The organism is Pantoea sp. PGP6, assembly GCF_053474785.1.
Genome location: NZ_JBQBMA010000001.1, coordinates 1861219 through 1887562 on the forward strand (window position 1 = coordinate 1861219; position 26344 = coordinate 1887562).

Here is a 26344-nt window from a genome sequence, read left to right on the forward strand (position 1 = left end):
TTTTAGTCCCACAGGTTAACGGTTTCACCTGTTGAAGATTCCGGCAGGTCGGGCAGCTCGACGGGGTAACCGTGCGGCAGCACCGGTCCCGCTTCGGCGAGGCCGGTATTGGCCTCGTAAACCCACTCGGTGACCTGCTGCGTTCGCCCGTAATAGCGAAAACAGATCTCATCAACGGTGTCGCCCTGCTGCGCATAAACCTTCATCAGAGCAGGCTCACAATGCAGCCGTGGCGCTCGCCGATGCGGCTGATACTGAAACGGGCGTCGCGCCAGTACTCGTCGGCCATCGCCTCAACCTCGGTGGCCTTTTTCGTGCCGCTGGCGTCATAGCTGCGGTAACGCTCGGCAATGGTGGCGGCAGTAATAGATCCCACGGCAGCCAGGTAGTGCGTCACCTTTTCGCTTTCGCCGTCCAGGCTTTCGGCCGGCACGTCAGCCAGCGTCTTAAATCCGGCATCCATCTGCGCGGCGCGCCAGTCGTACAGCTCGGCATTAACTTCTGAAATTGCCGTTTTCACCGCGAGGCGCAGGCGCTGTGCGGTAACCGTTCCCTCATACCGCAGCGTTTCGCGAAGCAGCTGCAGGTCGATATCAGGCCAGAAAAACGTGTTCTTTACCGGCGGCTCGGCAGTCTCTGCCGGTCGCGGTGCGGGTATCACTACCGTTGTCATAATTGGCCTCTGAATAGGTGGGCGGTGGAGGACGGCGCAGACACTGAAAGTGCGTTGCCGTCCTGCCGCCCGTGCGCAGGGTCGCGTTCGGTCAGCGGCGGGCCTGTGCCTGCTTTTTCATTTCAGTCGCCAGCCGCTCAATGTCTTTCTTCACGCCGCAGCCCTCATGGAGCTGCAGCGCTCGCACTAAATGGGTCATCGCCTCCTGAGTCCTGCCCGCATCGCGAAGCACGTACCCGGTAATTTTGTGCAGCTTGGCGCGCACCTGATCGGGCATGTCTTCGGATTCCGTCAGCGCAAGGGTTTCCAGCAGCGGACCGGTATCAACCGGCTCCTTTACCGTCCAGGCCCGCATTGCCGCGCTTGCCACTTCCTCGGCCAGCAGATAGGGCGTGCTGTCACGTTTGAAGCGGTCCGGCGGCACCAGACCATGTGCCAGCGCATAGCGTGCAATCTCCAGCGCGCCGGTTACGTCGCCTGCGTCAAGCCGCCAGATCATGACGGTCATCAGCACGGCATCCTGTGCGCCTTTGCCTTTTTCCAGCACACCCGACACCCACGGCAGATACTCCGGCAGCATCTGGCGCTTAAGCTCCGCCTTGCGCTCGTTTGAGCGCACCTTTTTCAGCCGACGCTTGTCTTCATTGAGCTTGATAATCATCTGCTCATAGGCGTTGGCATGGCGGTGCGGGCTGTCAGGCACCTGCGAGGCTTCAATGGCCTGCTGGCGCATGCGGTGACGCTGGGCAGGACTCAACATGCGTTACGCCTCCGTGGTTTCCGGGGTTTCCGCGTCTTTGGCCGCAGCCGGTTCGCTGAAATCACCCATCACGATGTTTTCGATAACGCAGCCCGCCGCGTAATCCTCGACCACGTAATCTTCGTTGGCGGATTCGTAGTTTTCGATGCGGTCACGCTTCGGCACCTCTTCGATGTGGCGGCGCTGAGTGCCTTCCTGCCAGTAGATCGACAGGTTATCGGTGCGGGTGATAAACATGGCGTCGGCCGGGAAGTACGGCACGCGCACGGCTGGCAGACCGCCGATGCGTTTCTGGCTGATGATCACGTCAGCGGCCAGCTGCTCGGTGTTCGCCTGCGTCTGGTTCACTATCGGGAAATATTTGTCGGCCAGCAGCTGACGGCCCACGATAACAACCAGCTCCGGGTCTTCCTGATACCACGGCTCGATCAGGGTATTGGTGGCATCCATCACCAGCGCATCGAGGTTGGCGTAGTCGCCGCCTTTACCGACGCGGATTTTTTCAGAGATCACCGTGCCATCTTTGCCGGTGATGTTGCTCATCACGCGCTTGGGCGCTTCGTTGCGGTACTTCTGCAGCCAGCCCACGGCGACATCCTGCAGCATCGGGTTTTTGGCACGGTTTGAGGTTTTGGCACGCTCCACGCCGTTGAAGCCAATCATCATGCGGTCCAGCGCCTGACGCTGCACGATGGCGTCACGCAGGCGGGTCTGGAAATCGTCATACCGCGCCCACAGGTCGAGGGTGTTGTAGCGGATATGAAAGTCAAAGTTGACCTGTGCGCACTCATAGCCCTGGTCATCCAGCGCGGCGAAGTCTGCCGTTTCGCGCTCGTCGCCACCCGCCGTGTCGGTCGTACTGGCAATGGAGCCGGAAACGCCGACGCCGATTTTTTCGCCCTTCATTTCCGGCACCGGCACGATGTTGATGCGGGTCAGGAATGCGGACGACTCCTGCACGCGGGTCATCAGCTTCTGCGCCACAGACGGCTCTACGCTGAATTTCTTATTCATGTCATCGGTTTCAACGCCGTTCAGCTCGGCGACGCGGGACATATAAGCATTGAATTTAAAGCGGGTGTTCTTGCGCATTGGCGCTCCTGTTCGGTTCAGATTTTGTTGTGGTCAGATCGCGCGTTATCAGCAGTCGGTCTGCACGCTGGCTTTTTCATTGCCGCCGGTTGAGGCCGGGCGACGGGTAAAGCTGCCGTCGGTTTTCGCAAGCACCGCCTGCAGTTCGGCCAGCTCAGTGCGGTACTCACCGGCCTGCTGTTCAACCGCGTCGAGCCGTCCGGTCAGCGTTTTCTCAAGCGCCGACAGGCTTTGCGTCTGCGCGTCACCGTTCTGCTGCACCTGCTCGGCAATCGCGGTGACCGCCGCGCTGACGTCGCTGAAACGCTCGTCGTCGGTTTTCTCTTTACGGGTAAACAGTTCTTTCACGCGGGCCAGCAGCGACGGACCTGCGTCGGCTTCGTCGTAAAACTCGATCAGGGTTTCTTCGGCAGCGGTAAACAGGTTGTCTTTATCCTGTTTGCGGGACGCCAGCGGATTGGCTTTGGCGGTGGCGCTGAAGCTCAGGATCTCCGTACCGAGGCTTGCCGGGTCGTCGGTGATAGCCAGGCCGACCAGATACGCCTCGCCCGTGTCGGCGAACTCCGGGTTAACTTCAATGGAGGTGTAGATTTTCTGGCGCGCCCTGGTCAGCTCGACCAGCTCAGTCGTCGGATCAATCCAGCCAAACAGAGCCAGCTTGCCCTTGAGCGGGCCTTCGCCGATTTCTTCAGCCTCGACGGCGGTCACGTCACCAAAGCGGCGGAAAGTGCTGTCAGCGGCATAGCCCCGAATGTGTTCCATGTTGATGCGTGCGCCGTACATGGCCGGGTCATAGTTTTTCGCCATCTGCGAAATCCAGTCGCGGGAAATCACGCGGCCGTCGGTTGTCGCGCCTTCAACTGCGATGCGAAAACGCTTTGCTTTAGTTGCCATTGTTCAGGCTCCGGTCAGTGGGTTGGTTCAGGTCGGGGCCAGTTTCCCCGCCGTGGCGCAGACCCTCAACGAATGCCAGCCCGCTGAGCGATGAGCAAACACGGACAGCAGGCGGGCCATTTCCGGCACCGGTAGCCTTGACGGCATGAACATGACACCGATGACAACCATCAGCGATCCCCGCCGCCAGGCCGCACTGCTTTACTGGCAGGGATACTCCGTGCGCCAGATTGCGGAAACGCTGGGCCAGAAAACCCCGACCGTGCAGAGCTGGAAACTACGTGACGCGTGGGACGATATCGCACCCATCAGTCGCGTCGAGGCCAGCATGGAAGCGCGGTTGATTCAGCTGATCATGAAAGAGGTAAAAGGGAATGGTGATTACAAAGAGATAGACGCGCTCGGCCGACAGATTGAGCGCCTCGCCCGCGTCGAACGTTATCGCGGCACCGGCAATGAGGCTGATTTAAACCCCAACGTGCGCAACCGCAACAAGGGTGAGCGCCAGCCGGCCATTAAAAACGAGTTCAGTGAGGAGCAGATTGCGAAGCTGACCGGCGTGTTTATGGATAACTGCTTTGAGTACCAGCTCAACTGGCACAAGGCCGGGTTGACTCACCGCATCCGCAACATACTGAAGTCGCGCCAGATTGGCGCCACGTTCTACTTTGCCCGCGAGGCGCTGATCGATGCGCTGACCACCGGGCGAAACCAGATTTTCCTGAGCGCCAGCAAGGCGCAGGCGCACGTATTTAAAAATTACATCATCGACTTTGCCCGCCAGGCTGACGTTGACCTGAAAGGCGATCCGATTGTGCTGCCGAACGGCGCCCGCCTGATTTTTCTCGGCACCAACGTGCGCACCGCGCAGAGCTATACCGGCAACCTGTACCTGGATGAATATTTCTGGATACCGAAATTTCAGGAGCTGCGAAAGGTGGCCAGCGGCATGTCGCTGCACAAGAAATGGCGCACCACCTACTTTTCTACGCCGTCGGCTCTTTCGCACAGCGCCTATCCGTTCTGGTCAGGCGAGCTGTTTAACAAGGGGCGGCGCAACAGAGATGATCGCATCGAGATAGACCTGTCGCATTCACACCTGGCGAAAGGCGCGCTGTGCGGTGACGGGCAGTGGCGGCAGATTGTGACGGTTGAGGATGCGCTGACCGGCGGCTGCAACCTGTTCGATATTGACCAGCTGCAGCTTGAATACAGCCCGGCGGAATATCAGAACCTGCTGATGTGTGAGTTTGTCGACGACGCCGCGAGCGTGTTCCCGTTCGCCGAGCTGCAGAGCTGCATGATCGACAGCCTGGAAGAGTGGGAAGACTTTAACCCGTACCTGCCGCGCCCGTTTGCATACCGGCCGGTCTGGATCGGGTATGACCCGTCGCACACCGGCGACAGCGCAGGCTGTGCGGTAATCGCACCGCCACTCGTTTCGGGCGGTAAGTTCCGCGTGCTGGAGCGTCACCAGTGGCGGGGCATGGACTTTGCCGCGCAGGCGAAATCTATCGAGGATTTAACCAAAAAATACACCGTGGAATATATCGGCGTGGATGCCACCGGCATCGGTCAGGGTGTTTTCCAGCTGGTACGCCAGTTTTACCCGGCCGCGCGCGAAATCAAATACTCACCGGAAGTGAAAACCGCAATGGTGCTGAAGGCGAAAGACACCATCAGCAGCGGGCGGCTTGAGTATGACGCCGGGGCGACGGATATCACGCAGTCGTTTATGGCTATCCGCAAAACCATGACGGCCAGCGGCAACCGCTCAACCTATGAGGCGAGCCGCAGCGAAGAGGCCAGCCATGCCGACGTCGCCTGGGCAATCATGCACGCACTGTTAAACGAACCGCTCACCGCAGCCAGCGGCGGAGCTAACCCCTCTATTCTGGAATTTTATTGATGAGCAAACGCAGAGGCCGCAAGGCTCACACCGCCACCGCGCAGCCGGTACAGGCAACCGCACCGCAGCAGCACGCCGAGGCGTTTACCTTTGGCGATCCGACGCCGGTCATGGATAAGCGCGACATTCTGGATTACGCCGAGTGCATCGGTAACGGGCGCTGGTTTGAGCCGCCGGTCAGCTTTAGCGGGCTGGCTAAGAGCCTGCGCTCGGCTGTGCATCACAGCTCACCGATTTACGTAAAGCGCAACATTCTGGCCTCGACCTTTATCCCGCACCCGATGATGAGTCAGCAGGAGTTCAGCAAGTTTGCGCTGGATTATCTGGTCTTCGGCAACGCCTTCGCCGAGCTGCGTCGCAATAGCCTGGGTAAACCGCTGCGCCTTGAAACCACCCCGGCCAAATTTACCCGCAGGGGAGTGAAGGACGGCGTTTACTGGTTTGTTAACGACTGGAAAGAGCCGCATGAGTTTTCGGCCGGCAGCGTGTTTCACCTGCTGGAGCCGGATATCAATCAGGAGCTTTACGGCCTGCCGGAATACCTCAGCGCGCTTAATTCCGCCTGGCTGAATGAGGCGGCGACTCTGTTCCGCCGCAAGTATTATCAGAACGGCGCGCACGCCGGTTACATCCTGTATATGACCGACGCGGCGCAGAGCAGCAGCGACGTTGACCGGATGCGCCAGGCGATGCGCGACACGAAAGGGCTGGGTAACTTCCGCAACCTGTTTATGTACGCGCCTAACGGTAAGCCGGACGGCATCAAGATCCTGCCGCTAAGTGAAGTCGCGACGAAAGACGATTTCTTTAACATCAAGAAGGCCAGCCGCGACGACCTGTTAAGCGCGCACCGGCTTTGTTGAATAAATCGAACTTTTGCTGAGTTGAAGGATCAGATCACGCATCCTCCCGACAACACAGACCATTCCGTGGCAAAGCAAAAGTTCAGAATCACCAACTGGTCCACCTACAACAAAGCTCTCATCAACCGTGGCTCCCTCACTTTCTGGCTGGATGATGAGGCGATTCAGGCCTGGTATGAGTCGGCAACGCCTTCATCACGAGGAAGGCCCCAGCGCTATTCTGATCTCGCCATCACCACCGTTCTGGTGATTAAACGCGTATTCCGGCTGACCCTGCGGGCTGCGCAGGGTTTTATTGATTCCATTTTTGCCCTGATGAACGTTCCGTTGCGCTGCCCGGATTACACCAGTGTCAGTAAGCGGGCAAAGTCGGTTAATGTCAGTTTCAAAACGTCCACCCGGGGTGAAATCGCACACCTGGTGATTGATTCCACCGGGCTGAAGGTCTTTGGTGAAGGCGAATGGAAAGTCAGAAAGCACGGCAAAGAGCGCCGTCGTATCTGGCGAAAGTTGCATCTTGCTGTTGACAGCAACACACATGAAGTTGTCTGTGCAGACCTGTCGCTGAATAACGTCACGGACTCAGAAGCCTTCCCGGGCCTTATCCGGCAGACTCACAGAAAAATCAGGGCAGCCGCGGCAGACGGGGCTTACGATACCCGGCTCTGTCACGATGAACTGCGCCGCAAAAAAATCAGCGCGCTTATTCCTCCCCGAAAAGGAGCAGGTTACTGGCCCGGTGAGTACGCAGACCGCAACCGTGCCGTTGCTAATCAGCGGCTGAGCGGAAGCAATGCACGGTGGAAATGGACAACGGAATATAACCGTCGCTCGATAGCGGAAACGGCAATGTACAGAATGAAGCAGTTGTTGGGAGATTCACTGACGCTGCGTGACTACGATGGTCAGGTAGCCGAAGCTATGGCCATGGTGCGTGCGTTGAACAGGATGACAAAGGCTGGGATGCCAGAAAGCGTGCGTATTGCCTGAAAATCCAGCCAGCTACAGGGTCGTTCGCAAGAAATCTTATTTATTCAACAAAGCCGCGCGCACCGCGTGCCGCCGCAGATGATGGGGATTATTCCCGACAACAACGGCGGGTTTGGGGATGTGGTGAAGGCGTCGCAGGTGTTTGTGCGTAATGAGCTGACGCCGTTGCAGGAGCGATTTAAAGAATTAAATCATTGGGTTGGAGAAGAAATCATAGGTTTCAAAAGGTACTGCTTTTAGTTTAATAAAAAAGCCATCTTAGGATGGCTTTCTAATTAAAACCCATAATAATGGAATCTCAAAAGATCAATTAGGCTTTGTTGAATAAATCGAACTTTTGCTGAGTTGAAGGATCAGATCACGCATCCTCCCGACAACACAGACCATTCCGTGGCAAAGCAAAAGTTCAGAATCACCAACTGGTCCACCTACAACAAAGCTCTCATCAACCGTGGCTCCCTCACTTTCTGGCTGGATGATGAGGCGATTCAGGCCTGGTATGAGTCGGCAACGCCTTCATCACGAGGAAGGCCCCAGCGCTATTCTGATCTCGCCATCACCACCGTTCTGGTGATTAAACGCGTATTCCGGCTGACCCTGCGGGCTGCGCAGGGTTTTATTGATTCCATTTTTGCCCTGATGAACGTTCCGTTGCGCTGCCCGGATTACACCAGTGTCAGTAAGCGGGCAAAGTCGGTTAATGTCAGTTTCAAAACGTCCACCCGGGGTGAAATCGCACACCTGGTGATTGATTCCACCGGGCTGAAGGTCTTTGGTGAAGGCGAATGGAAAGTCAGAAAGCACGGCAAAGAGCGCCGTCGTATCTGGCGAAAGTTGCATCTTGCTGTTGACAGCAACACACATGAAGTTGTCTGTGCAGACCTGTCGCTGAATAACGTCACGGACTCAGAAGCCTTCCCGGGCCTTATCCGGCAGACTCACAGAAAAATCAGGGCAGCCGCGGCAGACGGGGCTTACGATACCCGGCTCTGTCACGATGAACTGCGCCGCAAAAAAATCAGCGCGCTTATTCCTCCCCGAAAAGGAGCAGGTTACTGGCCCGGTGAGTACGCAGACCGCAACCGTGCCGTTGCTAATCAGCGGCTGAGCGGAAGCAATGCACGGTGGAAATGGACAACGGAATATAACCGTCGCTCGATAGCGGAAACGGCAATGTACAGAATGAAGCAGTTGTTGGGAGATTCACTGACGCTGCGTGACTACGATGGTCAGGTAGCGGAAGCTATGGCCATGGTGCGTGCGTTGAACAGGATGACAAAGGCTGGGATGCCAGAAAGCGTGCGTATTGCCTGAAAATCCAGCCAGCTACAGGGTCGTTCGCAAGAAATCTTATTTATTCAACAAAGCCGATCAATTATGTTTTCAGCATCGTTTACTTCAGCCGATGGAGATAGAAAATTAGATACATGCCGTGGCCCTCTATGAGCAACCGAGCCTCGATTTTTCCCGTAGGTATTCATGCTACTGATCAGAAGTGTATCTATTGAGGCGAGTTCATGACCGGCAAATAAAGCCAACTTCAGAAATGAATCGCGTTTAATTCCATTGTTCTTTGAAACCGCTTTTTCAGCTTCACTTATTATGCTTGATACTACTTTTTTGAAATCAACTTCATCATAAGGCTCATTAATTGCAAGTGGAACCTCAACTTGTTTTGCGATGGCTAAAATGTTCCTCAGATGAGTGGTTGCAAAACCATTTGAAGCAACATCTAATTTAATAGCGCTTAATGTCTCAAGCGCTTTATCTTCGATATACTCCTCAAGCTCTGCATGCACCAGTAATCTATAAGCGGCCATGTGTAATGGATCGTGCTGATAAGTTAAAGGGTTCGCAAGCTCCTTTTTTATCTGGCGAGCCATATACTTACCCTTTAACTTTTTGACTCTTTTTGTCATTTCATTAAATTTTGGGCTGGCTTTTTGCATTACAAAATCCTTTGAGATGCACTATCATATTGCTTGCCAAGGACCAAAGCTAATGACTCTCCCCACATGTTAATTCTTGTATGAGTCGCAGTAGTAGTTTTTGGTGTTTTCTCTACAGAGTCTCTAAATTCCTGTGATAAGCAAAGGTCTTTGAAAGCATCTTCAACCGCAGTTGCGTGTTGTTCAGCTGCAGTAGCGATCTGGCCATCACTGAAGAAGCGGGCAACACAGTCAAATATTGCTCTGTTAATAACACGTTCATATCGCGTGCCTAACCACTTTTTAAAAGAATTTTCTCCGAATATCTTTTGGGTGGTTGAAAGTGCCATGTTTAATGAGTCTAATGAATTAACTATCTCATTACGCAAACCATCCCAATTTTTTTCATAGTGACTAACCGCATTGTCAAGAAACTCTTTGAAGTTCCCTCTATAGTTTTCTAAATTATTATTATAGGCAATAAAACGTAATACAAGTTCTGAGTCCCTCATTCGCTTATCGAGATTCTCTCCAAAAAGCGCATGATATTCATTACTTTCCGAAAGATAAGCTTCAATTTCGTCGAGCAGTTTTCCACCAATTAATGCCTTACGAAGTTCTTGAGGTGACAATGGAAGACTACCACTATTTAGTCGATAGAAAATAGCATAGAGAAAGTTCTCATCCTGCCAGCTTCTTATTACGGTTGAGCGTAAGGTTGAATTGTCTAAATATTCTTTATCTTCACTTGGTAACTCATCGTAACTATAGCCATTAAGCTCAGGCCTTATATCCAAACCCTTTAAACGGAAAGCGCCCGCCAAAAACTCGTTGACTGTAATTAACCGCTGTTTTCCATCAATAACAATGAACCTACCTCTATGTTCTTTTTGCTCTGCCAATACGATGTTCGGTACTGGCATGCCAACTATAATTGATTCAAGTAGCCGGCTTTTCCTTGTGTCATCCCAAGCCCCGCGCCTTTGGAAACTTGGCTGTAAATTTATATTTCCCTTATTAATTTGACTGTTTATGGTTTCAATAGTCCAGTCTGCATTCATGACTACAGATTCTTTAAAGGATATTTTTTTATCTAAATCATCTTCATCTTCTTGCTGATTATCGGGAATTTGCAATTCATAATTATCGTTTTGTGACATTGTCTTAACCTATATTGATTTAGAAGCTAGGTAGATAGCATACCTTATGGATTTACAAGCTCAAATAATATTTATGAGCTGAATGTTTAAAAGCAAGCATAGTTGACCCCGCGCGCAATGCTATCCCCGCCACGCCTGCCCGCTTCATGCATCGCTTTTCATGCATGTGCATGTGTTACCTCTTAACGCGCCAGCACTGGCTTCACACACGTTGAGCGATCCAATTTGGATCATGCGGATTCATGCAAGCATATGCACTTTGATGCAGAGGCAAAAAGCCACCTGAAAGGTGGCTAGTGAACGGTAGGGAAGGGGCAATTAATCATTCTGCTTGGCAGTAAATAGCGGCTTCGAAAATAGCTGTGTCGATTGTCCCTGCCATGTCGCTGATCATCGACAGTGCCATTTTTAATTCATCTTCTTTGCAATGTGCGATCAGCGATACGTCAGCAATGAACTGAATGCGTGCAATCGTTTCACTGAGATTATCTATGTTCATCAAATGATTAACTCCTTCTAGTCAAAATGTACTGTATGTATAAACAGTATCATGATGAACTAAAATCGTAAACAATCGCGCGGCTCAGATTAGTCCGACTGCCGTTTTATTAATCAGACACATGTATGCCTCTTTTTTTTGCAAGCGCATTGAAGCGCTTTAAGGGTGTAGGTGCTTTGCACCGTCTATGGAACAGATAGCCGCTTGTACCGCTCCAGTAAGAAATCTCCCCAACCTTGATCGTGTGACCTTTCATCATGCGCACAGCTTCACCGTCGGACAGTGTTAACCTGGAGATCTCAAAAAAACTCTTTTTCAACGTCTCACGTTCTGCGCAATGACTCAGTTCAGAGTGATATTTGTCCGGCTCAGTTTGCTCCTGCGCTGGCTTTTCTCTTAATCGCTTAAGAATCCTTCTACACTCGGCGCGAGTAGGGGGTTTTGTGAAATCAATAGCAGCTTCAGAATCTCCTGGCTCCGTACAGTTATTGACAGAACTCCGAGAGGACGCGGGCGCGTCCTTAAATTCAAAACCCAAATCAACGGCACGTTTCGGGACAATCTTCCATTGTGTCAGACGGGTTAAAATTGGCGTATTGTCGCCAACTTCAGTTGCGTAAACGCCCTTGATGCGCACGGTTTCCTCACCATATTCATTAAAGTCTTCGCTTGCCTGATACCAGGTGCGCACAGCCAGCTCGTCGCGGCGCACGAACGGGCCTCCCTGCGCGTTAACGTATCCGGCCCAGTCTCCTGCATCAGCTGCGTCATGCGCGGCGGCAAACTCAACGCTCAGGCCGTGCGCGGTTTCGCTGTCAGCCATGCGGCGCAGTTCGCGGTAAACCGTGACCGGCGCGCCGCCCACAAACTGGAATTGCCGGATATGCCAGCGTGCCGCCCATGCGGAAACGGCCGAGGCGGTTTCCTTAAGGTCTTTGCCGCTTTCGTCGTCCGTCTCGCCGTCCAAAGCATAGCCATCGATATTCTTTGAAATGTATTTAGCAACGTAACCCGTCGCGCTGCCTTTCTCCGGGTCGATAGCCTCGGCGTGAAAGCGGGCCTTACGGGCCTTGTCGGTTGTCAGCTCGCTGCCGTCTTCCTGCCAGGCGTAGTCGCGCATAATCTCGCGCACACGCTCAGCCTGTTCCGGGCGAATAAACATGAGCATGTGCCAGTGCGGTGTTGCATCATGATGAGGCTCAGCAACGCGGATCCCGAAGATGCGAATTTCTTCGCGGTGCAGCTTGGCGCGGATTTTCTGCCAGACACTGCAGAGATAACGCTGCGTGTCGGCCGGGCTGGCACCGTTCCATTTGCGGTTACGATGCCCGGTTTTGATTGTGGCGTGATAGCATGACGGGGCTGTCAGTGTGTAGAACTCGCCTATAAAGCCCATTTCATTGCAGATGTTTTCGAAGCCCCTAATGCGGGTCATCAGCTCGCAGCGGCGGATCGCCGGGTTGGCCACACTGCCGTCGTATTTCTCGATCAGGCTGATGCGGTTGCCTTCCTCGTCTTCCAGCTCCATTCCCTTCAGAAATTCACGGGTGCGTCGCTTCTGCTCGCGCCACTCTGAAACGGTCATGCTGCTGGCGTAGGGGGTATGCTTCTTGCAGACGTTAGCCAGGGCAATTTGAAGATGTTCACGCCATGATGCAGCCACGCGACGCAGTCGGCCTTTCCACCATTTTTCCGTCTGCATACGCATGATCGCCGGGGTAACTTCCTCCGGGTCAAACAGTCGTGACGTGACTTTATCCCATAATGGCGGCGTCTGGCTCAGCTCACGGGTGATGGTGGCGGCGGTCATGTAAACGCGGTGCGTATATTTGTAATCTGACTCATCGCTGGCCTGCGCATGTGCCTGTACCAGCTCGGCGAGAATGAAATTAGCCACATCTCCGGCCAGTAGATCAACGTCGGCGCGCGCCATGTCAGGCAGTCGGTTGAAGCGGCGCATTAGATTGAAAAGCTGACCACCTGCTACAGCCGCATTGTCACGCTCAGTTGCGTTACCGCCGAGTAACTTTAATGTGCTCCCCTTCATTACCCCGACACGATATTGAGCGTTAACGGTTTCAACGCGTGGCAATGTGCGCTCAACAAATGTCTTTGCTAAGTACGCATTGGCGCGGGCTGTTCCCTGCGTCTTTTCTAGATCGCTGATGCGGCGTTTAACGTTGAGTTGTATCAGAGCAGGCTGCATAACGAGCAGCTCCTGCGCACGCACTAAAGCCGCAATCATCTGACTGCGGCTGTGCATTTCCTCATAGGTGGGATAGGGGCTGGCGATGGCTTCCCGTGGAGCATTCCACGGGTAAGCAAATTCCTCATGCATCAGGAATTACCCTGCCGGTGTTTACTGCGATGTTCCTCAATTTCTTGGCAGGAAACGCAGCGAGTTACACCCAGATACGCGCGCCGGCGCTTTTCAGAAATTGGGGCATCACAGTCTTCACAAAATGAGGCGCTTATAGCAGGCGCGCGATTGACGATATTGGCGATATTTCGAGCCAGCATTTCATCGGTGCGCTGCTGCACGATGTCCATTGAGTCAGCCATTAGTGCGCCTCCTCAATCTGAGCCTGAATTTTTTCCGCTTCCTGATTAAGTAGCTCGGCAGCTTCGGTATGGGTTAATTCTTCGCGGCGAATTTTCGAGGCTAGGATGTTAAGGCGGGATATCATGAGATCAGCACGACCGCGGCGTTCTTCGCGACGCGCATCATTCAGCATCATATCGAGTTCAATATAGGAACCCAGCTTAGTGGTACCAGATAATTTATTCAGCATGTGATTTTCCTTTATTCAGGCAAAGTGAATCCCGGCGGGTTTACGCCAATTAATTGCTTAGGTTATTTAGTTAGAAAGAGTCATTCGTTTGGGAAACAAACTTACAACAGCTTTCAGGTGGTTCATTGCGCGAATCAGTGCGTTTCGTTCATCAGTAGTGAGATCAGTAAAATCGGCTGAGTGCCGGTCTTTACCGATGTTTGCCAGAAAGAAAATGGCACTCAAAGCACGTTTGTTATCCTGATAATTGCTGTCAGTAACATCGCGCATTTCAGCAATAAAACGGGCTACATCTTTTTCGCAATTACTGCCCATTAGTTGAGCCCGAAGCAGAGCTACTTGATTCAACGCGGCAACACGTTGACCGGCTGTCAGTTCGACCAGCATGGAATCGCCTTCGATAGCCATGATTTGCTCCTCTTGGGTAATGCCTGTGCTTTGACTTCTGAAGCTGACGGCGTTACTGGATTCCAGCGCTTACCGTTTTCTCCCATGATCCAGCCGTGTCCGTATGACATGGATGGGCTTTGGCGTTTAAGCCTTGCTGCCAATGAGATCATGATTACCCCTCAACTCATGCCAAATGATGCACCGATGCCGCTCATAGCATCGACAGTTGAGGACAGTGCCGGGTTAGCCTGAATACGTGCCTGTACTGCCATTGCGGCCAGTGTTAAGCAGCGAATACCGCTATTAACGTTTTGCAGCAGGCCACGTTTATAGTTGGCTGTCATAGGTTCTTTAGAGATTGCGCCAGCTGCCAACTGGCCCACTTCTGCAGTAGCCTTCATGACATACAGGGGAAACTTCTCATTAGCGACTTCATTTACTGGCACGCAGGGGAGGCACTGGATTTGCGCCAGCAGACCATCAACTAACGTTGCATCCTCAGTGACATCGGTAAGAGCTAAAACTTCTAAGACGGTAAGCTGATGCGGCTGGTCTGGATTCAGCTTATTACGCAGGGTTTGCGCACGAATGCCGCATTGTTTCGCAACGTCTTCCATGTTGTGAGCTAATGCGAATTTGCGACATGCATCGTCGTAATGGGTATGGGTAGAAACCTTGAAATCAAACATGCTCAGATCCCTCTTAACTTGCAAAATCAAGTTATGGTTTGATATAGCGGCATTTGATTGCTTGTTGGCGGTTCTTCTCACGCCATGCAGCAACATTGATAAGCGGATTGCCATGTTTCGTCATGGTGGTTTCTACCACTTCGCCGGTCTTACGATTAGTGCGGTTCTGCGTGTAGGTGAAAGATGGAGTAGGGGCAAGTAAGACAACGCCATTAGCAATCCATTTCTCCAGCACAGACAGGCTGATGCGGTTGGCTGCAGCAAAGTCCTGCTTAGACATGGTTGGGGATGTGGCGAGCGTGACGGCTTTGTTTACAGCGTCGTTTACCGCGTCACTGATGGCTGGCATCAAAATCGCTGCGACATTGGCAATAAAATCTTTAGATTGCACTAAGTCAAATGCGTTCTGGCTGTTTGCATTTTCAGTATGCATAACGCAATATCTCCTTTGGTCCGTTTTGTTCTATCGTGTTTCATATGGTGTGAATGCACTTTAGATCGTAAAGACGATTTGGTAAATGATTATTTATCACTTTTTGGTGTTTTTATGATTGCAGAGAAAAGCGGTAGCGCTCAGATTCTCGAAAGATTGATGTCTTCTTATGGTGTTAGCACGCAGAAAGACCTTGCAGCAGCCCTTGAAATTCCAGCAAACAACATTAGTGGCTGGACGCAGCGTGATAGTGTTCCAGGAAACTCAATAATCAAGTGCGCGTTGGACACTGGCGCCGATTTGCAATGGCTAGTAACGGGTGAACTTGCAAAAGCAAAATTTGAAAATGAACCTAATGCTCCAAAAGGCGAGGCTCTTTATAGCGAGATAACTTCAAACGGCGGCAAGCCTGTACTACGTCGGATCATGGATGCTTATGGCTTTACGCTTCAGAAGCAACTCTGCGACCTGCTTGGCATATCATCCGGCACAGTCAGTACATGGGTGCGCAGAAATTATTTTCCTGGAGATGTAGTAGTGACTTGTGCACTCGATACAGGTGCCTCATTAGAGTGGCTCGCTACAGGGAAGGGTAAGCATCACAACAATTGTCTTAAAGATTTAAGTGGTCATGAGATCCCGCATAAGAATTTGGCAGCAGGTGTGTTGATTGATAGCGGGACTTGGTTAGCAGATTTTAGCTTCATTAAACAACCAATTATTGAACCAATATTTATTTCAGGTAACGTCGAGGCATGGATAGTAGACCAGAGTGTTAAAGACATAAGTAATGGCCGCTGGCTAATTGGCATTGATGATAAATATGATATCTATGATATAGCACTATTGCCGGGCCGAAAGTTAAACGTGACAGGTAAGGGCAATAATTTTACATGTGGCGTCGAGGAAATAAAAGCTGCTGGTAAAGTGGTGTTAACACTGACTTATAATTAATGTGAATTGCGATTTTCATTCAGGCTTGTTCTGCTAATGTTTCAATGGATTGATAGCATGAAAAATAAAAACAACTTTTAAATTGGAGGTGCATTAAGATGGATTATTTCTGGATCACACAAAAACCGAAATCTCAGCTTAAAGAATTGGAAGAGGGCTACATTAACTCGCGGCCCTCTGTAAATTACAGTTATTATAGGGAATCAGTCAAGGATATAAGAAAAGGAGATGTGTTATTCTTCTGCTCCAAAGGAATAATTTCATATATTGGAGTTACAGAAAGCTCAGTTATATATAGTGAAGATAAGGAAGGCGAACTATGGAGAGTAAAGTTTAAGCATTTTAAATTGGAAAATCCCGTTTCGATTTTAGAGCACAAAGAGTATTTGGTGGATAATAAAAAAATAAAGTACTCACCAATAACTTCTGAAGGAAAATCCCAAGAGGGTTACTGCTCTAATATCCCAGCTAATGTGGCTAATTTTTTACTCTCAAGAGCAGGCGTTTTTTTATCTAATGGTAAAGCAGTTGCATTGAAAAAAGGTTTGAACAACCGAGTGCATAACCTTGCTGAACTGCTAGTTGAACTTAAACGAAGTGATGTTTTGAATGTTATAAAAAGCTATAACACATTGAATAAATCGCATTATAAATATCAGCAATCATCAACTTATGATCTTAAGTATGGACTTGAACTATTTGCGCCAAAGGTTATATTTGGCTTCGCAGCAGCCAAAGTAATAAACAGGCCATTGTTTTCAGACGAGTTTTCAGGTGGTAATAGCACGCCGTGTTTTGAGATTTTGAAAAAATTGGGTTTTGAAATTATTGATAAAGCAGTTCCTGATGTACAAAAAAATGATGTTGAGATAAGTGAGATAAATAAAGACATTTCAGAAATTGAAGAAAATATAAACATTCCTGTGACCGAGCGCCAACAGCTTGTCGATGCAAGAATAGGGCAGGGTAAGTTTAGGCAGGATGTAATTGTATTACATAAAAAATGTATTGTAACTGGAATTGAGCTTCCTGATTTGTTGAGAGCGAGTCATATTAAACCTTGGAAAGACTCAACGAATCAGGAAAGATTAGATCCTGGAAATGGCTTACTTCTATCCGCCAGTATTGATGTTCTTTTTGATAGAGGCTTTATAAGCTTCAAAGATAATGGTCAAATGCTCGTTTCGGATAAATTACGGGGAACTGACATTTTAGAAAGGTTAGGCATTGATCCTGAAAGGAAATTCTTAATTAATCCAAGCAATGCTAAGTATCTTTATTGGCACAGAAAAACATATTTCTATCAGTGACTGCATTTTAGCAATTACTGTATTTATGATCAGCGCTGGCGATGCCGCCATATCATCGCCACTTACCACTATAACTTTATGATTTAAATTGTTATTAATATTATTCGGTCTTTTTTTGGTTGGTGTTTCGCAATAATTAATTTAGTAAAATCAACCAGTTAATCTCATGCTAATGCCTTCTGTTCTACTCTGCCGGAACCTGTGCCGCCTTAATTCAGCGTGTATTCAACAGCTGCTGATCGGGTTTATGACTGATAGGCGCAGAAGTTCTGCGCGTTAATCAATCACAAGCAGCTTTACCTGAACAACCCCTCAACGCCGCCACTCTCAGCCCGCCAGCAAACTTGTGATCACTGGCGTTTGGCTTATCCTTAAGGCTTAATCAAAGGGAGGTATGTTTATGAAGGCTGCAATTGCTACGCGTGAGCACCAGGTTGATGTTGTAGAGAAAACTCTGCGCCCGCTGAAGAATGGCGAGGCACGGTTGCGGATGGAGTGCTGCGGAGTTTGCCATACCGATCTGCACGTCAAAAACGGTGATTTTGGCGATAAAACGGGCGTGACGCTCGGGCATGAGGGTATTGGTATCGTTGAGGAAGTGGCGCCCGATGTCACCTCGCTTAAGCCGGGCGATCGCGCCAGCGTGGCGTGGTTCTTCAAAGGCTGCGGCCACTGCGAATACTGTAATTCAGGAAATGAAACACTCTGTCGCGATGTGGTGAATGCCGGTTATACCGTTGACGGCGGCATGGCTGAAGAGTGCATTGTGGTAGCGGATTATTCGGTTAAAGTGCCTGAAGGTCTTGACCCTTACGCCGCCAGCAGTGTTACCTGCGCTGGCGTCACCACCTATAAGGCAGTGAAAGTATCAGAGGTTAAACCGGGTCAGTGGATTGCGATCTACGGCCTCGGCGGATTGGGCAACCTCGCATTACAGTACGCGAAGAATGTTTTTAACGCCAAAGTGATCGCCATCGATATCAGCGATGGTCAGCTTGAACTGGCGAAACAGATGGGTGCCGATCTGGTGGTTAACTCCGCCACTGAAGATGCGGCCGCAATCATTCAGGAAAAAACCGGTGGTGCACATGCAGCGGTAGTCACTGCCGTTGCCAAAGCGGCATTTAACTCGGCCGTGGACGCGGTCAGAGCCGGTGGTCGGGTGGTGGCTGTCGGGCTGCCGCCTGAAGAGATGAGCCTGAATATTCCGCGACTGGTACTTGATGGCATTCAGGTGGTCGGCTCGCTGGTCGGAACGCGTAACGATCTGGCAGAAGCTTTCCAGTTTGCTGCTGAAGGAAAAGTGGTGCCTAAAGTCACCAAAAGGAAGATCAGCGAGATCAATACCATCTTTGATGAGATGATTCAGGGAACAATTCGCGGAAGAATGGTGATCGACTTTACCAATCAGTCCGCCTGATCAGCACCAGCAATCCCGAATTTAAGCCCGCGCAGTGCGGGCTTTTTTACGCCTGGAGCGTGATAACGCAGGGCCGGGCAGTCATTCATCAAACCTCATCAGCCTCATCAGCCTCATCAGTATCCTTCAATGATTAATAAGTTCTGCTTTATGTTTCCTGATGTGTCTCTGACTTGCACTTTACCGGTAACATTATAATGTGAAGGGGAAGTAACTAATACACACAACGCAAAGAGGGATATTTATGGCGAAACATCACTGGATAAAAAGCATTGAAATAACAGCAGTTGTGCTGTTCATGCTGGTGCTGGCTTACCTTGCGGTCACTGGCGTTTTATCATCGACCGGGTTCGATCACTCATGGCCGTATCCAACTAAGTAACAGAGCTTTGCACCAGGGAAACTCGTCTTCTGATAAATATAATCAATCAAATGCCCGTTGCGAGGCACACTGTCAGAACACAAAATAATCAGCAAGGTGTTATCAGCAGGGCTTACTCATTAACAAGGGTACCGAATCCGATCGGCAGCACTGCAGCTGCCCGTCAGCCAGAAAAAACCCCGCAGCAGCGAGGTTAATTCATCAGGCCGGTTTACACCAGGCTGACGGAGAGCAGGGTAATCTCTTCGGTTTGCAGCTCCATGTTCTTCTTAATCTCAAACATATACGCCTCCAGCGCCTCTTCAACCTCATTGCCCTCAATGAAAGCATGCGCGGTTACGTGATCCTCACCTTTTGGCTTAATCACATATGAAACGAACCACTTCTTATTCTGCATAATCGTCCTCTGTCTCAAGATTAAAATGTGCCACTTATTCCAGCTGGACTGCACACAGCTGCAGCCCGCTAATCGATGGGCGCCGGATGCAGCAGATCGATCACATCATCGATTTCATTGCTGGCCGCATGGCGATCCAGCGCTACAGCGTAATAGCGCCCTTTACAGTAGTGCCGGGTTACGGCAACCCGATGACCGGTATCACCGTCCGCTTCACCGCCGCTAGCGGTGCGCAGGTGCGGTGGGATCACCAGCTCAGTTTCCAACTCATCAGCCTCGATAATCAGATGACCACCGTCGCTGGAAAGCAGCAGGTGCTGAACGCTCATAGTCTCTCCTTTGTTGATCTGTCATGGGGTATCGGGAAAAGTGTAGCGCAAGGCTGCCAGGGTGCGGCGAGTGCAGACGCGGGCCGGGCTTCAGGCAAAAAAAAAGCCCCGCAGAGGGGGCTCGATGCAGATGCGATTCAATAGCGATTAGCCTGCCTGGTTCGCCAGCTTAGGTTTCAGAACGCGTTTGCCGATCTGAATACCGGGCTTCTCAACATATTTATACAGCAGCGACGCCAGCGCGTAGGTCACCGGAATAGCAGTAACGCAAACGGTCAGGAAACGCACCAGATCGCTTTTGAATTCGATGTCGGTATGGGTGAGCAGCAGGGCGATCAGCGGGATAACAATCAGCAGATGCAGCAGGTAAACCGAAAACGACACGTCGCCCAGCCAGGTGCTCAGACGGTTATTCAGCAGCTTACGCGGCAGCATAATCAGTCGTGCCATCAGGCTGTTTTCCTGATATTGCCACAGGATGGCGGTCATCCCGACGATCATCAGCGCTTCCATAATCACCTGCAGCTTAATCGCTTCCAGTCCTATCGCCACGCTGGCGACCGGGCCCAGTAGCGCATAAGCCACGTAGAGCAGCGATTTACGGCGAATCGCTTCGGCCAGCAACATACCCGAGAGGAACATGTTGAGCTTAATCAGGATCATCGACGGCATCTCGAAGGCTTCATAATAATCCGCCAGCAGATAACGTCCGGCGCAGCACAGCGCCATAATGCCAATCAGCGAAGCTGCATAGCCAAAGCGCAGCGTCACCAGCATGATGAACGGGAACAGCAGGTAGAACTGCATCTCCAGCCCAATACTCCAGTCTGGCAGCACGGTATTGAAGCCATACTCCGGCAACAGGCCAAACAGGAAACTGAAGTGGGTGAGAATATTGGTCAGGGACTGGTCGGTGTAACGCGATGACTCAGTCGCGGTGCCGGAGTAGAAATGGGCAATGGTGTCACGCATTTCGCCAAACCACGGGCCGTAAAACAGGGCGATGATTAACAGCAGATAGTAGAGCGGCGCGATGCGGAAGAAGCGTCGGATCCAGAACTTCTTAATGGTCTCTGTGCTCTGCCACGGCTCTTTCTGCTGACGCTCGACGTAGTTTTTCGCCATCAGATAACCCGATAACAGAATAAACAGATCGACCCCAATGCCAGGGGATGAAATAAGCGTGATATGGCAATGAACCAGTAAGCTGATATGGCCAACTAATACCCAGAGAGAAGCGATGCCGCGTAATCCCTCCAGCTCCGTAGACCAACCTCGTGTTGCAGACATAACTATTCCTCGTTTTTATCCGACCTTCGGCGCTCACTAAGCCTTAAGGCAACAAATATGTAAACGGGCCTTTACAAAAGTAAGAAGATTCCGAGCACAGGTAAGAGGGAAAAAGCAACCGAAACAGGGCGGGTAAGCACAGGAAGTTAAGGGCGTGCCATGGCACACCCTTAATAAATATCACTGATTGAGATGGCCGATCAGGCCAGCTTTAACAGGATCATACCGGCCAGCAGCAGGGTTAATCCGGCCCAGCCTTTTTTGTTCAGACGCTGGCCAAATAATACCCAGCCAGCGGCGACAGTGGCGATAATCCCAAAACCACCCCAGACCGCATAGGCCACCGATAAATCGATACCTTTTACCGCTTGCGCCAGCGCACTAAAGGCCAGCAGCACACTGGCCAGCGAGAGCACGCCGTACAGCGGTTTCTTAAAACCATTGGAGTATTTGAGGAAGATGTTGGCGGCAATCTCCAGCACGATAGCCAGCGCCAGCCATGCGGCGTGAATCAGATCAGCGATGACCATGATTCACCTCCGGCGTTGCGCGGGTGCCGGTTTTAATCAGCACGATGCCGACCACCAGCGTCATCAGGCCACAGAGTTTCAGTACTGACAGGCTTTCGCCAAACAGCTGCACGCTGAACAGGGTAATCAGCATGATGCCAATCCCTTCCCACAGCGCGTACGCCACGCCTAGCGCGATACGTTTAATCGCAAAACTCAGGAATATATAAGAACAGGCAATCATGCCCAGCATCATCAGGTAGCCCGACTGGCTGCCGTTGAGGCTGGACCATTTCATAAACAGGGTGCCGATAATTTCAGTAACAATAGCGAGTGATAATAAGATCCATGCACGCATGGTTTTTCTCCAGCAACGATAACAGTGCCTGCATCACACAACGTGTCAGCAGATTCAAAAGAGATGTCGAAGCGGAAAAGGGACTACAGGGCGCTACGCCAGTGTTGATCGGCGGCGTTCCAGCCAGAGAGGGAAGTGGTAAAAGTGACAGGGATTGAAATGAACATTCTGCTCATAATATTAACGACGCATCCACATTGTTGCTTCTCATCAGTGGACGAATAGTGCCTCCGGTTATAAACACGCCAGATTTATAGCATTTCGCCTGACTGGAAATCAATAGCAGATTATGCTTCGTTTCGGCTTCATTTAGGTCTATCGCAAGGCAACAACAGCGTAATCAGGATGAATGTGTTAATGAGAGGTGAATATAAAAAACAGCCGGGCAACAACGTGCCCGGCTGTGGTTATGTGACAACGTCACCGATTAGTCAGCGCGCTGCGCGACCTTACGCACCGGGGCATCGCCGGCAACGTAATAGCGGGCGGTGCTGCGCGGCAGCGGATCGCGGCCACGGATCAGATCGGCAATCTTCTCGCCAATCATGATGGTGGTGGCGTTGAGGTTGCCGGTGATGATCAGTGGCATGATCGACGCATCGACCACACGTAACCCTTGCAGGCCATGCACCCGGCCTTCACCGTCGACCACCGACATCTCGTCGTTACCCATTTTACAGGTGCCGCACGGGTGATAAGCGGTTTCGCCATGGTTACGCACAAACTCATCCAGCTGTTCGTCGGTCTGGCACTCCAGCCCTGGGCTGATCTCACGGCCGCGATATTTATCCAGCGCGGGCTGATTAATAATCTCGCGCGTAATACGAATCGCATCGCGGAATTCATGCCAGTCCTGCTCGTGTGACATGTAATTAAACAGAATCGCCGGATGACGACGTGGATCGCGTGACTTCAGCCGGACATGGCCGCGGCTCGGTGAGCGCATTGAGCCGACGTGACACTGGAAGCCGTGCGCATCGACCGCGTTTGAACCGTTGTAGTTAATCGCCACCGGCAGAAAGTGGTACTGAATATTCGGCCAGCTGAACTCTTCACGGCTGCGGATAAAGCCGCCTGCTTCGAACTGGTTGCTGGCACCAATCCCGCTGCCGTTGAACATCCACTCGGCACCGATTTTCGGCTGGTTCCACCATTTCAGCGCCGGGTAGAGCGACACCGGTTCTTTACATTCGTACTGCAGATACATCTCCAGATGGTCCTGCAGGTTCTCTCCGACGCCCGGCAGGTCGTGTACCAGCGGAATATCAAACTGCTTCAGCAGTTCCGGTGAGCCGACACCGGAACGTTGCAGGATTTGCGGAGAGGCGATAGCACCGGCGCACAGCAGCACTTCGCGGCGGGCCGTGACTTTATGGATGCTATTGCTGTCACCCTGCAGATACTCCACGCCGACGGCACGCTTACCGTCAAACACGATGCGGTCGGTAGTGGCATGGGTAATGATCTTCAGGTTCGGCCGGCCTTTTGCCTGGTCAAGATAGCCACGGGCGGTGCTGGAACGGCGTCCCTGCGGCGTCACGGTGCGGTCCATCGGACCAAAACCTTCCTGCTGGAAACCGTTGAGGTCGTCAGTGCGCGGATAACCGGCCTGAACACCCGCTTCGATCATCGCTTCAAACAGCACGTTATTGCCGGCTTTCGGCGTCGCTACGCATACCGGGCCGTCACCGCCGTGGAAGTCATTCGGACCGATATCGCGGGTTTCCGCTTTGCGATAGTAGGGCAGGCAGTCAAGATAGCTCCAGTGCTCCAGCCCAGGCGCGGTGGCCCAGTTATCCAGATCCATGGCGTTGCCGCGGATGTAGCACATGCCATTAATCAGTGACGAACCGCCCAGGCCTTTGCCGCGACCACACTCCATGCGGCGATTGTTCATGTAAGGCTCTGGCTCAGTTTCGTAGGCCCAGTTATAGCGTTTTCCCTGCAATGGATAGGCCAGTGCCGCAGGCATCTGGGTCCTGAAATCAAATCGATAATCCGGGCCGCCCGCTTCCAGCAGCAGTACATTGACGTTGCTGTCCTCGGTCAGACGGGTGGCCAAAACGTTCCCTGCGGATCCGGCTCCAATAATGATGTAATCAAATTCCATTCATCGTTCCTCAGGTTTTATTGATTAAAATACCGACTGAAAACGCGACAGCTCAACCTGCACTGACTTCACCTGGGTGTAGCTCTGCAGCGTCATCAGGCCATTTTCGCGTCCAATCCCGGAGTGCTTGTAGCCGCCAACCGGCATTTCCGCTGCCGATTCACCCCAGGTGTTGATCCAGCAAATGCCGGCTTCAATCTGATGAATCACGCGGTGCGCCCGGTTCAGGTCCTGGGTGACCAGACCGGCAGCCAGACCAAAGTCGGTGTCGTTAGCGCGGCGGATCACTTCTTCTTCGCTGTCGTAGCTCAGAATCGACATCACCGGTCCGAAGATCTCTTCACGGACGATCTTCATCTCATCGCGGCAGTCGGTGAACACCGTGGGTGCCACCCAGGCGCCCTGATCGAACTCGCCACCGGTCAGACGTTTTCCGCCGCACAGCAGGCGTGCACCTTCGGCAATGCCTGATTCGATGTAGCGCATCACGTTATCGCGATGACTGAAGCTGACCATCGGGCCAAAGTTGGTCTCTGGCTTACGCAGATCGCCCGCCCGGATGCGGGCCACGCGCTCGCTGATTTTGGCTTCGAACGCCGCCTGCAGTCTGGTCGGGATAAATACCCGGGTACCGTTGGTGCAGACCTGGCCCGAGCTGTAGAAGTTGGCCATCATGGCGATGTCAGCCGCCAGATCGAGATCGGCGTCATCAAAGATGATCAGCGGTGATTTGCCGCCCAGCTCCATGGTGACCTCTTTCAGGGTTGAACCGGCTGCGTTGGCCATCACTTTTTTGCCGCTGACAACACCACCGGTGAACGACACTTTGTCGATGCCGGGATGTTCGGTCAGCAATTGGCCGGTGACCGAACCGATGCCTGGCAGCACGTTGAACACGCCGTCCGGCAGGCCCGCTTCGGTGTAAATCTCCGCCAGTTTCAGGGCGGTAAGCGGCGTGATTTCGCTGGGTTTGAAAATCATCGCGTTACCGGCCGCCAGCGCCGGTCCTGATTTCCACAGCGCAATCTGAATCGGATAGTTCCAGGCACCGATACCGGCCACCACGCCCAGCGGTTCGCGGCGGGTGTAGACGAAAGCGGTATCGCGCAGCGGGATCTGCTGGCCTTCAAGGGCCGGCACCAGCCCGGCGTAGTACTCCAGCACGTCAGCACCGGTAACAATGTCGACGCTGGCGGTTTCGCTCAGCGGTTTACCGGTATCCAGCATCTCCAGCTCAGCCAGTTCATCGTTGCGCTCACGCAGAATATCGACGGCGCGGCGCAGAATGCGTGAACGCTCCATTGCGGTCATCGCGGCCCAGACTTTCTGGCCTTTACGGGCGGCGACAACGGCGCGATCGACATCCTGCTGGCCGGCAGCGTGCACCTCTGCCAGCACTTCGCCGTTGACCGGGTTGATCGTCTGGAACGTCTCGCCAGACGCCGCGGCAACGTAAGCGCCATCAATGTAGAGTTTCTGCTCGGTGAATCGGGACATGGTTTCTCCTTCCGTTATTCGTGCTCGCCAGCCAGTTGCTGACGGATGAATTGGGTCGTCAGTGTGCGGGCCACCACCGGCTTAAACGGCTCACCGCTCAGCGCGGCGCGCAGCCATAAGCCATCAATCAGGGCGGCCAGCCCGTGTGCGGCGAGGCGTGCCTGTTCCAGTGGCAGCTCGCGGCGAAATTCAGCGACCAGCGTCGAGAAAAGACGTCGACTGCTGACCCGCTCAAGGCGATTCAGTTGGGGCTGGTGCATGCTGCTGGCCCAGAAATCGAGCCAGGCTTTCATCGCGGCGCTATGCACCTGAGTTTCATCAAAATTACCGTCGACAATCGCCCGCAGACGTTCTTCTGCTGAGGCATTGGCCAGCGGCTGTAGCCGGCTTGAAACCGCATCACGCAGCTGACGCGTCACATCACGCATCGTCGCTTCCAGCAGGCCGTTCTTGTCTTTGAAGTAGTGACTGATGATGCCGGTCGAGACACCCGCCCGGCGGGCAATCTGGGCGATGGTGGCATCGTTAATCCCCACTTCGTTAATCGTGCTCAGGGTCGCATCAATCAGTTGCCGACGTCGTATCGGCTGCATCCCCACCTTTGGCATAGCTCCAGCTCCACCCTCAAATCGAGGGACTATTAAAACTTTTTTTGATTGCACGTTCAATATAAAAAGAAAAGTTGTTAGGATGCTGTTCTTTAAATGTAGCGAAAG

30 protein-coding genes and 2 pseudogenes are annotated in these 26344 nt (G+C 52.2%); 9 read left to right on the forward strand and 23 right to left on the reverse strand.

Annotation, left to right across the window (positions count from 1 at the left end):
* Window positions 1-2: 2 nt before the first annotated feature.
* From ACLIBF_RS08750 to ACLIBF_RS08770, 5 genes are all read right to left on the reverse strand, one after another.
* A complete protein-coding gene (locus ACLIBF_RS08750; RefSeq protein ID WP_448309544.1) occupies window positions 3-206 on the reverse strand; it encodes a tail protein X in 204 nt (67 codons plus the stop codon).
* Window positions 206-673, reverse strand: coding sequence for a head completion/stabilization protein (locus ACLIBF_RS08755; protein ID WP_448309545.1), 468 nt, complete (start codon window positions 671-673; stop codon window positions 206-208). The genes ACLIBF_RS08750 and ACLIBF_RS08755 overlap by 1 nt, the downstream gene beginning before the upstream one ends.
* 91 nt (window positions 674-764) lie before the next feature.
* The gene (locus tag ACLIBF_RS08760; protein ID WP_448309546.1) at window positions 765-1433 is read right to left on the reverse strand and encodes a phage terminase small subunit; all 669 of its coding nucleotides are present in this window, start codon (window positions 1431-1433) and stop codon (window positions 765-767) included.
* Between the two features lie 3 nt (window positions 1434-1436).
* Window positions 1437-2525: a phage major capsid protein, P2 family gene (locus ACLIBF_RS08765; RefSeq protein ID WP_448309547.1), complete on the reverse strand. Its 1089-nt coding sequence runs from the start codon at window positions 2523-2525 to the stop codon at window positions 1437-1439.
* Window positions 2526-2573: 48 nt separating this feature from the next.
* Entirely contained in the window at window positions 2574-3419 is an 846-nt protein-coding gene (locus ACLIBF_RS08770; RefSeq protein ID WP_448309548.1) for a GPO family capsid scaffolding protein, read from the reverse strand.
* A gap of 145 nt (window positions 3420-3564) precedes the next feature.
* Here ACLIBF_RS08770 and ACLIBF_RS08775 point away from each other — a divergent pair, with 145 nt between their 5' ends.
* The 5 genes and pseudogenes from ACLIBF_RS08775 to ACLIBF_RS08795 all read left to right on the forward strand — a co-directional run bounded on the left by ACLIBF_RS08775 (window position 3565) and on the right by ACLIBF_RS08795 (window position 8495).
* On the forward strand, window positions 3565-5328 hold the full coding sequence (locus ACLIBF_RS08775) for a terminase ATPase subunit family protein (protein WP_448309549.1): 1764 nt from the start codon (window positions 3565-3567) through the stop codon (window positions 5326-5328).
* Window positions 5328-6185: pseudogene (locus tag ACLIBF_RS08780) on the forward strand (phage portal protein); the annotation flags it as partial. The gene ACLIBF_RS08775 and the pseudogene ACLIBF_RS08780, both read left to right, overlap by 1 nt.
* A gap of 72 nt (window positions 6186-6257) precedes the next feature.
* Window positions 6258-7181 (forward strand): IS5 family transposase, encoded by a 924-nt coding sequence (locus ACLIBF_RS08785; RefSeq protein ID WP_001118645.1) that lies wholly within the window; start codon window positions 6258-6260, stop codon window positions 7179-7181.
* A gap of 57 nt (window positions 7182-7238) precedes the next feature.
* Window positions 7239-7421: pseudogene (locus ACLIBF_RS08790) on the forward strand (phage portal protein); the annotation flags it as partial.
* 150 nt (window positions 7422-7571) lie between these two features.
* Window positions 7572-8495 (forward strand): IS5 family transposase, encoded by a 924-nt coding sequence (locus tag ACLIBF_RS08795; RefSeq protein WP_001118645.1) that lies wholly within the window; start codon window positions 7572-7574, stop codon window positions 8493-8495.
* Between the two features lie 44 nt (window positions 8496-8539).
* Here the strand turns inward: ACLIBF_RS08795 and ACLIBF_RS08800 are convergent, their stop codons facing one another.
* The 10 genes from ACLIBF_RS08800 to ACLIBF_RS08845 form a co-directional block, all read right to left on the reverse strand.
* Window positions 8540-9130, reverse strand: a complete 591-nt coding sequence (locus ACLIBF_RS08800; RefSeq protein ID WP_448309550.1) for a hypothetical protein — start codon at window positions 9128-9130, stop codon at window positions 8540-8542.
* On the reverse strand, window positions 9130-10269 hold the full coding sequence (locus ACLIBF_RS08805; protein WP_448309551.1) for a DUF262 domain-containing protein: 1140 nt from the start codon (window positions 10267-10269) through the stop codon (window positions 9130-9132). The genes ACLIBF_RS08800 and ACLIBF_RS08805 overlap by 1 nt, the downstream gene beginning before the upstream one ends.
* A 322-nt stretch (window positions 10270-10591) precedes the next feature.
* Window positions 10592-10768: a hypothetical protein gene (locus ACLIBF_RS08810; protein WP_448309552.1), complete on the reverse strand. Its 177-nt coding sequence runs from the start codon at window positions 10766-10768 to the stop codon at window positions 10592-10594.
* Between the two features lie 109 nt (window positions 10769-10877).
* Complete coding sequence (locus ACLIBF_RS08815; RefSeq protein ID WP_448309553.1) at window positions 10878-13106, reverse strand: replication endonuclease; 2229 nt, start codon at window positions 13104-13106, stop codon at window positions 10878-10880.
* Window positions 13106-13330 carry a TraR/DksA family transcriptional regulator gene (locus ACLIBF_RS08820; RefSeq protein WP_448309554.1) on the reverse strand — a complete coding sequence of 75 codons (225 nt, stop codon included), beginning with the start codon at window positions 13328-13330 and terminating at the stop codon, window positions 13106-13108. Before ACLIBF_RS08820 ends, ACLIBF_RS08815 begins: the two co-directional genes overlap by 1 nt.
* Complete coding sequence (locus ACLIBF_RS08825; protein ID WP_266307578.1) at window positions 13330-13560, reverse strand: DUF2732 family protein; 231 nt, start codon at window positions 13558-13560, stop codon at window positions 13330-13332. The genes ACLIBF_RS08820 and ACLIBF_RS08825 overlap by 1 nt, the downstream gene beginning before the upstream one ends.
* A 66-nt stretch (window positions 13561-13626) precedes the next feature.
* Window positions 13627-13968 carry a DUF5347 family protein gene (locus ACLIBF_RS08830; RefSeq protein WP_266307579.1) on the reverse strand — a complete coding sequence of 114 codons (342 nt, stop codon included), beginning with the start codon at window positions 13966-13968 and terminating at the stop codon, window positions 13627-13629.
* A complete protein-coding gene (locus ACLIBF_RS08835; protein ID WP_187507370.1) occupies window positions 13932-14120 on the reverse strand; it encodes a phage filamentation protein Fil family protein in 189 nt (62 codons plus the stop codon). Before ACLIBF_RS08835 ends, ACLIBF_RS08830 begins: the two co-directional genes overlap by 37 nt.
* A 9-nt stretch (window positions 14121-14129) precedes the next feature.
* On the reverse strand, window positions 14130-14639 hold the full coding sequence (locus ACLIBF_RS08840) for a phage regulatory CII family protein (RefSeq protein WP_448309555.1): 510 nt from the start codon (window positions 14637-14639) through the stop codon (window positions 14130-14132).
* A 31-nt stretch (window positions 14640-14670) separates the two neighbouring features.
* Window positions 14671-15072, reverse strand: a complete 402-nt coding sequence (locus ACLIBF_RS08845) for a hypothetical protein (protein ID WP_448309556.1) — start codon at window positions 15070-15072, stop codon at window positions 14671-14673.
* A gap of 114 nt (window positions 15073-15186) precedes the next feature.
* Here ACLIBF_RS08845 and ACLIBF_RS08850 point away from each other — a divergent pair, with 114 nt between their 5' ends.
* The 4 genes from ACLIBF_RS08850 (at window position 15187) to ACLIBF_RS08865 (ending at window position 19138) form a co-directional block, all read left to right on the forward strand.
* Window positions 15187-16026 (forward strand): phage repressor protein CI, encoded by an 840-nt coding sequence (locus ACLIBF_RS08850; RefSeq protein WP_086905964.1) that lies wholly within the window; start codon window positions 15187-15189, stop codon window positions 16024-16026.
* 98 nt (window positions 16027-16124) lie between these two features.
* Complete coding sequence (locus ACLIBF_RS08855) at window positions 16125-17336, forward strand: HNH endonuclease (RefSeq protein WP_448309557.1); 1212 nt, start codon at window positions 16125-16127, stop codon at window positions 17334-17336.
* 400 nt (window positions 17337-17736) lie between these two features.
* Window positions 17737-18756 carry an alcohol dehydrogenase AdhP gene (gene adhP / locus ACLIBF_RS08860; protein WP_279809742.1) on the forward strand — a complete coding sequence of 340 codons (1020 nt, stop codon included), beginning with the start codon at window positions 17737-17739 and terminating at the stop codon, window positions 18754-18756.
* 244 nt (window positions 18757-19000) lie between these two features.
* Window positions 19001-19138, forward strand: a complete 138-nt coding sequence (locus ACLIBF_RS08865; protein WP_279809741.1) for a hypothetical protein — start codon at window positions 19001-19003, stop codon at window positions 19136-19138.
* A gap of 211 nt (window positions 19139-19349) precedes the next feature.
* On the opposite strand, the gene ACLIBF_RS08870 is transcribed toward ACLIBF_RS08865, so the two are convergent.
* The 8 genes from ACLIBF_RS08870 to betI all read right to left on the reverse strand — a co-directional run bounded on the left by ACLIBF_RS08870 (window position 19350) and on the right by betI (window position 26236).
* A complete protein-coding gene (locus ACLIBF_RS08870; protein ID WP_069728566.1) occupies window positions 19350-19535 on the reverse strand; it encodes a hypothetical protein in 186 nt (61 codons plus the stop codon).
* Window positions 19536-19603: 68 nt separating this feature from the next.
* Window positions 19604-19864 (reverse strand): hypothetical protein, encoded by a 261-nt coding sequence (locus ACLIBF_RS08875; protein ID WP_031377477.1) that lies wholly within the window; start codon window positions 19862-19864, stop codon window positions 19604-19606.
* A 147-nt stretch (window positions 19865-20011) separates the two neighbouring features.
* A complete protein-coding gene (locus ACLIBF_RS08880; RefSeq protein ID WP_069728565.1) occupies window positions 20012-21154 on the reverse strand; it encodes an acyltransferase family protein in 1143 nt (380 codons plus the stop codon).
* 200 nt (window positions 21155-21354) lie between these two features.
* Entirely contained in the window at window positions 21355-21684 is a 330-nt protein-coding gene (gene mdtI, locus ACLIBF_RS08885) for a multidrug/spermidine efflux SMR transporter subunit MdtI (protein WP_031377475.1), read from the reverse strand.
* On the reverse strand, window positions 21671-22021 hold the full coding sequence (mdtJ, locus tag ACLIBF_RS08890) for a multidrug/spermidine efflux SMR transporter subunit MdtJ (RefSeq protein WP_031377474.1): 351 nt from the start codon (window positions 22019-22021) through the stop codon (window positions 21671-21673). Before mdtJ ends, mdtI begins: the two co-directional genes overlap by 14 nt.
* Window positions 22022-22448: 427 nt before the next feature.
* Window positions 22449-24131, reverse strand: coding sequence for a choline dehydrogenase (gene betA, locus ACLIBF_RS08895; RefSeq protein ID WP_031377473.1), 1683 nt, complete (start codon window positions 24129-24131; stop codon window positions 22449-22451).
* A gap of 24 nt (window positions 24132-24155) precedes the next feature.
* Window positions 24156-25628, reverse strand: a complete 1473-nt coding sequence (gene betB, locus ACLIBF_RS08900) for a betaine-aldehyde dehydrogenase (protein WP_279809740.1) — start codon at window positions 25626-25628, stop codon at window positions 24156-24158.
* 14 nt (window positions 25629-25642) lie between these two features.
* Window positions 25643-26236, reverse strand: coding sequence for a transcriptional regulator BetI (gene betI, locus ACLIBF_RS08905; RefSeq protein WP_031377472.1), 594 nt, complete (start codon window positions 26234-26236; stop codon window positions 25643-25645).
* Window positions 26237-26344: the final 108 nt, after the last annotated feature.

What these genes read in the sequence shown, in the direction of transcription:
- ACLIBF_RS08770 (WP_448309548.1), bottom strand. Translation starts at nt 3,419, where the DNA reads ATGGCAACTAAAGCAAAGCGTTTTCGCATCGCAGTTGAAGGCGCGACA.
- ACLIBF_RS08755 (WP_448309545.1), bottom strand. Translation starts at nt 673, where the DNA reads ATGACAACGGTAGTGATACCCGCACCGCGACCGGCAGAGACTGCCGAG.
- ACLIBF_RS08835 (WP_187507370.1), bottom strand. Translation starts at nt 14,120, where the DNA reads ATGATCTCATTGGCAGCAAGGCTTAAACGCCAAAGCCCATCCATGTCA.
- ACLIBF_RS08760 (WP_448309546.1), bottom strand. Translation starts at nt 1,433, where the DNA reads ATGTTGAGTCCTGCCCAGCGTCACCGCATGCGCCAGCAGGCCATTGAA.
- ACLIBF_RS08820 (WP_448309554.1), bottom strand. Translation starts at nt 13,330, where the DNA reads ATGGCTGACTCAATGGACATCGTGCAGCAGCGCACCGATGAAATGCTG.
- mdtI (WP_031377475.1), bottom strand. Translation starts at nt 21,684, where the DNA reads ATGGTCATCGCTGATCTGATTCACGCCGCATGGCTGGCGCTGGCTATC.
- betA (WP_031377473.1), bottom strand. Translation starts at nt 24,131, where the DNA reads ATGGAATTTGATTACATCATTATTGGAGCCGGATCCGCAGGGAACGTT.
- ACLIBF_RS08870 (WP_069728566.1), bottom strand. Translation starts at nt 19,535, where the DNA reads ATGCAGAATAAGAAGTGGTTCGTTTCATATGTGATTAAGCCAAAAGGT.
- ACLIBF_RS08825 (WP_266307578.1), bottom strand. Translation starts at nt 13,560, where the DNA reads ATGCTGAATAAATTATCTGGTACCACTAAGCTGGGTTCCTATATTGAA.
- ACLIBF_RS08850 (WP_086905964.1), top strand. Translation starts at nt 15,187, where the DNA reads ATGATTGCAGAGAAAAGCGGTAGCGCTCAGATTCTCGAAAGATTGATG.
- betB (WP_279809740.1), bottom strand. Translation starts at nt 25,628, where the DNA reads ATGTCCCGATTCACCGAGCAGAAACTCTACATTGATGGCGCTTACGTT.
- ACLIBF_RS08865 (WP_279809741.1), top strand. Translation starts at nt 19,001, where the DNA reads ATGGCGAAACATCACTGGATAAAAAGCATTGAAATAACAGCAGTTGTG.
- ACLIBF_RS08845 (WP_448309556.1), bottom strand. Translation starts at nt 15,072, where the DNA reads ATGCATACTGAAAATGCAAACAGCCAGAACGCATTTGACTTAGTGCAA.
- ACLIBF_RS08880 (WP_069728565.1), bottom strand. Translation starts at nt 21,154, where the DNA reads ATGTCTGCAACACGAGGTTGGTCTACGGAGCTGGAGGGATTACGCGGC.
- betI (WP_031377472.1), bottom strand. Translation starts at nt 26,236, where the DNA reads ATGCCAAAGGTGGGGATGCAGCCGATACGACGTCGGCAACTGATTGAT.
- ACLIBF_RS08800 (WP_448309550.1), bottom strand. Translation starts at nt 9,130, where the DNA reads ATGCAAAAAGCCAGCCCAAAATTTAATGAAATGACAAAAAGAGTCAAA.
- adhP (WP_279809742.1), top strand. Translation starts at nt 17,737, where the DNA reads ATGAAGGCTGCAATTGCTACGCGTGAGCACCAGGTTGATGTTGTAGAG.
- mdtJ (WP_031377474.1), bottom strand. Translation starts at nt 22,021, where the DNA reads ATGCGTGCATGGATCTTATTATCACTCGCTATTGTTACTGAAATTATC.
- ACLIBF_RS08815 (WP_448309553.1), bottom strand. Translation starts at nt 13,106, where the DNA reads ATGCATGAGGAATTTGCTTACCCGTGGAATGCTCCACGGGAAGCCATC.
- ACLIBF_RS08750 (WP_448309544.1), bottom strand. Translation starts at nt 206, where the DNA reads ATGAAGGTTTATGCGCAGCAGGGCGACACCGTTGATGAGATCTGTTTT.
- ACLIBF_RS08855 (WP_448309557.1), top strand. Translation starts at nt 16,125, where the DNA reads ATGGATTATTTCTGGATCACACAAAAACCGAAATCTCAGCTTAAAGAA.
- ACLIBF_RS08830 (WP_266307579.1), bottom strand. Translation starts at nt 13,968, where the DNA reads ATGGCTATCGAAGGCGATTCCATGCTGGTCGAACTGACAGCCGGTCAA.
- ACLIBF_RS08840 (WP_448309555.1), bottom strand. Translation starts at nt 14,639, where the DNA reads ATGTTTGATTTCAAGGTTTCTACCCATACCCATTACGACGATGCATGT.
- ACLIBF_RS08765 (WP_448309547.1), bottom strand. Translation starts at nt 2,525, where the DNA reads ATGCGCAAGAACACCCGCTTTAAATTCAATGCTTATATGTCCCGCGTC.
- ACLIBF_RS08810 (WP_448309552.1), bottom strand. Translation starts at nt 10,768, where the DNA reads ATGAACATAGATAATCTCAGTGAAACGATTGCACGCATTCAGTTCATT.
- ACLIBF_RS08775 (WP_448309549.1), top strand. Translation starts at nt 3,565, where the DNA reads ATGAACATGACACCGATGACAACCATCAGCGATCCCCGCCGCCAGGCC.
- ACLIBF_RS08875 (WP_031377477.1), bottom strand. Translation starts at nt 19,864, where the DNA reads ATGAGCGTTCAGCACCTGCTGCTTTCCAGCGACGGTGGTCATCTGATT.
- ACLIBF_RS08805 (WP_448309551.1), bottom strand. Translation starts at nt 10,269, where the DNA reads ATGTCACAAAACGATAATTATGAATTGCAAATTCCCGATAATCAGCAA.